The sequence below is a fragment of the Leptolyngbya sp. PL-A3 genome (assembly GCF_039962325.1).
In the GTDB taxonomy this organism is placed as follows: domain Bacteria; phylum Cyanobacteriota; class Cyanobacteriia; order Elainellales; family Elainellaceae; genus Vacuolonema.
The window spans coordinates 85789-93191 of record NZ_JAMPLB010000029.1 but is presented as its reverse complement, the minus strand read 5'-3'; the positions used below and the strand labels follow the sequence as shown (position 1 = coordinate 93191).

General features: G+C 50.4%; 6 protein-coding genes. 2 read left to right on the top strand and 4 right to left on the bottom strand.

Annotated elements, in window-relative coordinates; translation table 11 throughout:
- Positions 1-294 precede the first annotated feature (294 nt).
- The 4 genes from NDI52_RS20615 to NDI52_RS20600 all read right to left on the bottom strand — a co-directional run bounded on the left by NDI52_RS20615 (position 295) and on the right by NDI52_RS20600 (position 5509).
- Positions 295-840 carry a hypothetical protein gene (locus NDI52_RS20615; RefSeq protein WP_199307838.1) on the bottom strand — a complete coding sequence of 182 codons (546 nt, stop codon included), beginning with the start codon at positions 838-840 and terminating at the stop codon, positions 295-297.
- Entirely contained in the window at positions 830-1426 is a 597-nt protein-coding gene (locus NDI52_RS20610; protein WP_190775060.1) for a phycobiliprotein lyase, read from the bottom strand. The genes NDI52_RS20615 and NDI52_RS20610 overlap by 11 nt, the downstream gene beginning before the upstream one ends.
- Before the next feature lie 1038 nt (positions 1427-2464).
- Positions 2465-3490 (bottom strand): long-chain acyl-[acyl-carrier-protein] reductase, encoded by a 1026-nt coding sequence (locus NDI52_RS20605; RefSeq protein ID WP_190775049.1) that lies wholly within the window; start codon positions 3488-3490, stop codon positions 2465-2467.
- A 345-nt stretch (positions 3491-3835) separates the two neighbouring features.
- Positions 3836-5509, bottom strand: a complete 1674-nt coding sequence (locus NDI52_RS20600; RefSeq protein ID WP_190775050.1) for an ABC transporter ATP-binding protein — start codon at positions 5507-5509, stop codon at positions 3836-3838.
- Positions 5510-5724: 215 nt separating this feature from the next.
- On the opposite strand from NDI52_RS20600, the gene NDI52_RS20595 reads away from it, so the two are divergent.
- Together NDI52_RS20595 and NDI52_RS20590 are read left to right on the top strand one after the other, a co-directional pair.
- Positions 5725-5847, top strand: coding sequence for a hypothetical protein (locus NDI52_RS20595; protein ID WP_277874393.1), 123 nt, complete (start codon positions 5725-5727; stop codon positions 5845-5847).
- A gap of 90 nt (positions 5848-5937) precedes the next feature.
- A complete protein-coding gene (locus NDI52_RS20590) occupies positions 5938-6804 on the top strand; it encodes a M48 family metalloprotease (RefSeq protein WP_190775061.1) in 867 nt (288 codons plus the stop codon).
- Positions 6805-7403 lie beyond the last annotated feature (599 nt).

The window sequence follows — 7403 nt, the reverse complement described above, 5'->3', positions numbered from 1 at the left end:
AAACTCCTGACCTCGGAACTCGACAAGATTTCCCCTGAAAGGGTTGCGTCATTGACGTCCTACGATTTCATTCTCGAAGCCCTATTTGGCGCAGCTTCATATTAAAACGGTATTACAGCCTCTTCCAACAAATTCTGGCTAAACTCAAATCTTGCACCAGACCTCCGAACCTTTATTTCTTCGTCAAAAAGCGACAAAAACAAGGGTTCGGAAGCTTGGTTTTAGAAAGGTAAAGGTGCAGGATTTCCTACAGCCTGCCTGAAGAGTTGTAGGAAATCTTGCTGTGTTCCTAGTTCAACGATCCATCCAAAAATCTAGGGCATTGGCAGTGGGTTTGTAATGGGGCCAATGCCGTAAGTACTGATCGGTAGCGTTGCTAGGTGGCGCGGGTAACCCTAACCCTAAACACAGATGCGTAAGCACCTGCACAAAATTTTGCTCATGACCAGGATGCCCAACGTGAGCATGAGCATACTCATGCACCACCAGGCTCAACCAGCTCTCCGGCTCTACCCGCCCGACATCCAACAAAATAGTGACGGGAAGCAGCCGAATGTTGCAGCATCCATCAATTCCAAACTTTTCGTTAATAGGCGCAGCCAGGATGCGAATTGTACGCTGCTGTTGCGGGTAAAAGCATTGGTGGCAATGGTGCAGCAGCTGTTCCAGACGCCCATTAATGGCCTCAATGCGAGTACCAACCCAGGTACAGAGGCGAACGCGATCGCCCAAATTATCAGGAATATAAACCATCTCTGGCTCTAGAGCCAGAGATGCAGCGTGATGCAGGTAGGCGAGGCCCCGATCATAGGGGGATTCAGCAGAAATATTACCAACCAAAGCTCGAAGAATAGGTTTTAGCAGCAGGAACGGCAGTAGCGGACTCAGATGTGGGAGCTTCTTCACTCGCACGGAACTCTGTGCAGAAGGAGGCGGTGCTGAAGCCACCAAAACGCTTAACGGTGCTGCTGCGTACCCGCAGATCAGGAGAGATAAACCAGAAGCGCTCAACGGAACTCATGGTCTCGTAATCAGTGGTCAACACCAGCCCATTGTCGTCATCCACTTCGTAGTGTCCGATAACGGGTACGATTTCGGCATAGCCACGCTCCCGCAAAAGCTTGCCTTGCCGGGGGTTGTCAGCATCCGGTACCAATACAAAAACCGTAGAACCCTGGTGGCTCTCATCCCCTTCCTGGTCCCAGGACATGGCTCCGTGCCAGGTTACATACGCCCCTCCAATTGCAAGGCTGGGGTCAGTGTCATGCATCTGACAAATTTCTAAAACTTTAGGATCGTCTACCGGGAGGGTTTCTACTTGAATTTCGGAATCTCCCGTTTCTGCGCGGCGGAAGGGAAGGTGATGAGTGGTGCGTTGCGATCGCCACTTACCCTCACTCATCCGAAAAAATTCCATCGCATCCATCATGGGGCTCCTAACCTTTTTAAACACACGATTATTAATTTGGCCCCAGTCGCGCTGGGCCACATCTCTCAATCTATCCTAATATCAAACTTGCTCAAAGAACCGAGGCATAGACAGGGTGTGGTACGTTGTGCCACTCCTGTCTATGCCTCGGTTCTATAGATAAAAGAAAAACCCCCGGCCGCGAAACCAGGGGTTTTGAATCAGGGTGCATCTACCATTCCACTCTTCCAGGGAGACTGGATGTCATCAGGACACTGTCATACTTTTTGGAGGAGAAAACTTAAGCTGTGTTCTACGGTTTTCTTTTCGTAGATCAAAGCACAGGAAAAAACAACCTTTCAAGCAGATTCTATAGCGCTGTGCGGGTTGATTAAGTACGGTGGTGTGGGGCACTTCGTGCCCCACACCACCGTTGCTGTACTTAACGCACTTGCACATTGCTATAGAAAAAAGAAAACCCCTGGCCGCGAAACCAGGGGTTTGAATCAGGGTGCATCTACCATTCCACTCTTCCAGGGAGACTGGATGTTATCAGGACACTGTCATACCTTTTTTGACGAGAAAGTTGTACTTCACTTGAGTTCGGATTAAGAGCAATTTTCGAGGGATACGCTTGAAGCGTGCCCCTCGAAAATGCCGTTTTGGCGTGTGCCGCGAAAAATATAGCAAAAAGAAAACCCCTGGCCGCGAAACCAGGGGCTTTGAATCAGGGTGCATCTACCATTCCACTCTTCCTAAGCAGGCAGCTGCTATCAGGACACTCCCGTAATTTTTTGGGCAACGCCCCGGCATTGCAGAATGGAAATCAACCTATGCTTGGTGATGTGGCCTCACATCATCAAGCATAGGCAAACTTAAGTTGCATAAATCTTCCCCCAGGAAAAATCAGAAAAAAGAAAGCCCCTGGCCGCGAAACCAGGAGCTTTGAATCAGGGTGCATCTACCATTCCACTCTTCTTAGACGAGGAGATGCCATCAGGACAGTTTGCACAAAATCACGACAGATGAGTTCGAACAAGGCGCAATCTATAGCCACTAGGAAGGTAGAAGCAATGGCTGGAAGCCGTGCTTCAGGGACACTTTACCGATAAGGTCCATTTTATCCAGCGTGATCTGGTTGCGGCCCCAGGAGAAGTTGGTGTACAGCTTCTCGAACTCTAACAGCATCGATTCTGCGAAGCAGGCAAAGAGCTGACGAGCGGGGGCATCCATATTCACGATGTCCATGATTTTCCACTCGATGTCGAGGGAATGCTCTACAATTCCGCCGTTGAGAACGTAAACGCCAGAATGCTGAATCTGGCTCGCCATGTTCTTGGGATAGCCGCCATCAATCATCAAGCAAGGCTGCTTAAGACTGTCGAAATCGATCTCCATCCCTTTGGGCATGCTGGCGACCCATACAACAATATCGGCATGAGGAAGCGCTTCTTCAAGCGGCATAATCTTGCCTCGCCCCAACTCCTCTTGCAAGTTTTGCAATCGCTCCTGGTTACGGGCAATCAGCAGCAATTCTTTGGTATCAGTGCGCTCGTTTAGCCAGCGGCAGACGGCACTACCGATATCCCCTGTAGCTCCACAGACAGCTACAGTTGCTTCGGAAAGATTGATACCCAGTTGCTTCGAGGCCTGCTCGACCTGACGGCAGATAATATAAGCCGTGTGGGTGTTACCCGTAGTAAATCGGTTGAAATCCAGGGTGATATTACGTACCTGTGGAATTTGAGACAGGTTAAAGTTTTCGAAAATAATCGAGGAGAAGCCCCCTAACGCTGTAATATCAATGCCGTGCTTCTGAGCGTGGGCCATCGCATTAATGATTTTGCGAGTGGCGGCCTTAATGCGCCGGGTGGCGAGCATTTCGGGTAAAAAGCAGGACTCAACGTATTGACCTTCAATTTCCTGCCCAGTGACGCTTTTGACTCGAATGTGATCGACGGTTTGCGGAGGGGCGCTACACCAGAAATCGAGCCCCTGATCGGCGTACTCAGGGTAACCCAGCTCGCGGGCGACAGACTGGGCGTGTTCTAGACTTGTGAGATGACCAATTAAACCAAACATTGATTGTTCTGATTTCCCCTTATCGACAGGGATAGCGAAGGTGGATAATGCAGTTGAACTCGATAGCGGGCGGTGGGTTTGACGGACTAACCCCCGCTAACGCCGAAATTCGACCCGATATTGAGGTTTACACCGAACAATACGGTTAAAAACGTCAACAAGAATACTATCAAATTGATTTGACCTATGTTTCTCGCCCTGGGACGGTTTCCTAAGGCGGGACAAGGTTTTGTGCGCTCTGATGAAAATTATTTACCCCTCCGCTACTCCTACACGATAGAAATCAACGTAGGCTTGACGGTTCGGAGTGCAAAACACTTCACCCCATCATGACGCTACCTGAAACTAGATGGCTGGTGGGTGAGCCAGCAGAGGGGCGGCTTGGAGAAGGGTTTGGGTGTAAGGGTGCTGGGGATGGTTAAAAATTTGCTCGGTGGTTCCCAATTCCACAATTTTCCCAGCGTTCATAACGGCGATGCGATCGCACAAAAACCGTGCTAACCAAAGGTCGTGGGTAATGAACAGATAGGTCAGGTCAAATTCCTGCTTGAGTTCTAACATCAGGTCTAATACCTGGGCCTGCACACTGGCATCCAGCATACTGACGGGTTCATCACAAATCAGTAGCTTGGGGCGAGTGATGAGGGCACGGGCGATCGCCACGCGCTGTTGCTGGCCTCCGGATAGATCTCCAGGATAACGGTTGTAATAATCCTCGACCGGAGTCAGCCCAACTCGTTCCAGCATGGCTTTCACCTGCTCGCGGGCTGCATCCAGAGTGGCTAACCCATGAATCAGTAGGGGATCAGCAATGCTATCGCCCACAGTCATCAACGGATTGAGGCACGCGTGAGGATCTTGAAAAACCATCTGCATTTGCCGCCGCTGGGCTTGCAGCTCAGTGCGGGGTAGGCCCGTGATATCTTTGCCGAGGAAGTTAATACGGCCTGCGGTGGGAGGGATGAGTTGCAGGATAGTACGCGAGAGGGTGCTTTTGCCACAGCCCGATTCACCCACGAGCCCAAAGATTTCTCCGGGGTAGAGATCTAAGTTGATGTCGTCTACAGCTTTAATGACGTTTTCGGGTTGGCGGTTTAGCAGTCGGGCGACGAAATTTTGCTCCAGCATATAGTGCTTCCGCAGGTTATCCAGCCGCAGTAGGGGGGCAGGTGCAGCTTCTGCTGCTGCCCGAGCGAGGGGATCATCCACATGGATGCGGAGAGCCGCTTGCAACAGCATTTGAGTGTAGGAATGCTGAGGGTTTTTGAGGATGTCCTGGGTATTGCCGGTTTCGACCACTTTGCCCTGGTACATGACGGCGATGCGATCGCAATATTCCCCCACTAATGCCAAATCATGGGAAATCAGGACCAATCCCATATTGCGCTCCTGGCAGAGTCGGGTCAGCTCCTTCAAGATTTGGGCAGCGACAGTGACATCCAGGCTGGTGGTTGGCTCGTCAGCGACGATGAGTTTGGGATTGAGCAGAAGGGCGAGGGCGATCGCCACCCGTTGCCGCATCCCCCCACTAAACTCATGAGGAAACTGGCTCCAGCGGTTGGCTGGAATTTTCACGGCTTCTAGCGTGGCGATCGCCTTGGTCTTGGCTTCTTCCTTAGAAAGTTCAGGTTGGTGCGCCTGTAGGGTTTCCAAACAATGCTCGCCGATGGTCATCAATGGATCCAATCGAGTCATTGGGTCCTGGAAGACGATAGATACCGCTTCTCCCCGAAACTTGCGAAGCTCTGCCGGAGATAGGTCAAAGACCGATTGACCGTTGAACAGAACGTGCCCTTCCACCTGGCTGGAGGATGGAAGCAACCGCATGGCCGCTCGTCCTAAAGTCGACTTACCGCAACCCGATTCGCCAACCAGGCCTAGCCGCTCTCCGGGATTGAGCGTTAAGGTCACATCATCCACAGCCCATTGAATAGTTGCCTCACCATTCGCAGCGGCCTGCCCTCGCTGGTGCGGATAGGCCACACGTAAATGCTCAATGTGGAACAGGGCATTGGTCATAAGTGAGTGAGCGAGTGGAAGTGGCGACGTTGCTTATTATACGAGGCAGGGGGGCGCAGGGGCAGACGGGGCTGGAGGCGTAGCTTGTTGGAGAGGAAGGTTTTTGTTTGCGAGCAAGGAGGTGTGGGAAGCCGTACGGTTGAGTGCGCCTGTCCGGTATAGGGAAAGCGGGGTGAGGGTTTTAGAATTTATGAAGAAACGTAACACAGATAGTTGTGATAAGTTCTGCGATCGCCCCAGACTTGCTGAAATACTGGGCTAAAACCAGTTTGAAGCAGCACTGGCCTCAATCGAACTCTCCCGAACTGGCCTGGAATGCGATCGTTATCTTTCCCTAAGTGGGTCCTTGATTCAGAAATTTTTGTGGTTGAAATCAACAAAAATTTCTCCATCATTCCCTGCGGGGTAACGTCCTGACGGAGGAACGAATTATGAATCAGATCAAAACTGTAAGTTTGCTAGGGCTACTCAGTGGTTTACTTGTGGCGATCGGGTATCTACTGGGAGGTTCGGGTGGAGCCTTGATTGGGTTGGTCATGGCCGGGGGGATGAATTTCTTTTCCTGGTTCTCGTCCGACAAAATTGCTCTGGCCGCTTATGGAGCGCAACCAGTGAGCCGAGCCGAGGCTCCGCAGTTATACGCCATGGTAGAAAAGCTGGCTCAGAAGGCCGACCTGCCAATGCCGGCGGTTTATATTATTCCAACTGCTGGGGCAAATGCATTTGCGACGGGTCGTGATCCGCAGCATGCCGCTGTTGCTGTGACCCAGGGCATTCTGCAAATGCTTCCGGCTGATGAGCTGGAAGGGGTCATTGCCCACGAACTGAGTCACATTAAAAACCGTGACACTCTGACCCAAGCTGTAGCAGCGACGGTGGCCGGGGCAATCTCCTATTTAGCGCAGATGCTGCAATTTGGCATGATGTTTGGTGGCTATGGTGGTCGAGACGATCGTGAGGGAAGTAATGCCATTAGTGCTCTGGCAACTATTATTCTGGCTCCTCTTGCGGCAACCGTTATTCAAATGGCAATTTCTCGTACCCGTGAGTTTGAGGCGGATGCTAGCGCAGCGCGTATTACAGGCAAGCCCCGAGCATTGGCCAACGCCCTGCGCCGATTGGATGCAGCAGCCCGACAAATGCCTATGGCGACAAACCCAGCTTTCGAGCCCCTGCTGATTATGAATGCAGTACCCAAGCAAACGTTCAGCAACCTGTTTTCAACACATCCCTCAACAGAGGCTCGGGTTGAAAACCTGCTGAATGTTGAACGGGAATTGGTCGGTCAGCGCTAGGGGAGTAGTATTCGTATTTGCTAAAACCCAGACCTTAACTTTGCTTTCGCAACGACATAGTTAGGGTTTGGGTCTTTACGATTGGAATTTAAAGTTCTTTGGTTTATGAGAAGAAAAGTATTAATCAATTGCCAGTCACTTTGTGCGTTTAGGGCCTATTCTTAAGATTGTTTTTTTGTACATGAAGTGCGAAAAAAAACGTTTCAGTAGACTTAGAATTACGCTTCAAGGTAATAAACAAAACGAATTCTTAAAAATGTATTCTCAGTTTTAGGTCAGTCGCTCAGGCTCATTAAACACAGAACGTAAATGGCCGTACAGCCATAAAGCAGACTGCATAACCCTTTGGGTCTTATGTTTAATTGCAAGCACCAACTTAAGTGATCCTAGATTAAATTGCTGATGCGAAAAGCCGCAGCTCTTTAAAGACCGATTCCTCTCAAACTTTGTTCCATCGTGGCTCTAATTTATATCCTTAGCATCCCAAGCTATATAGAGTATATAGTCTACAGATCCTTCACAAGATGGAGCATTGATAGCCATTTTTCTATCCAATGCGTGACGGAGAAAAGCGGGCTCATTCTTTAGGATCAAGCATA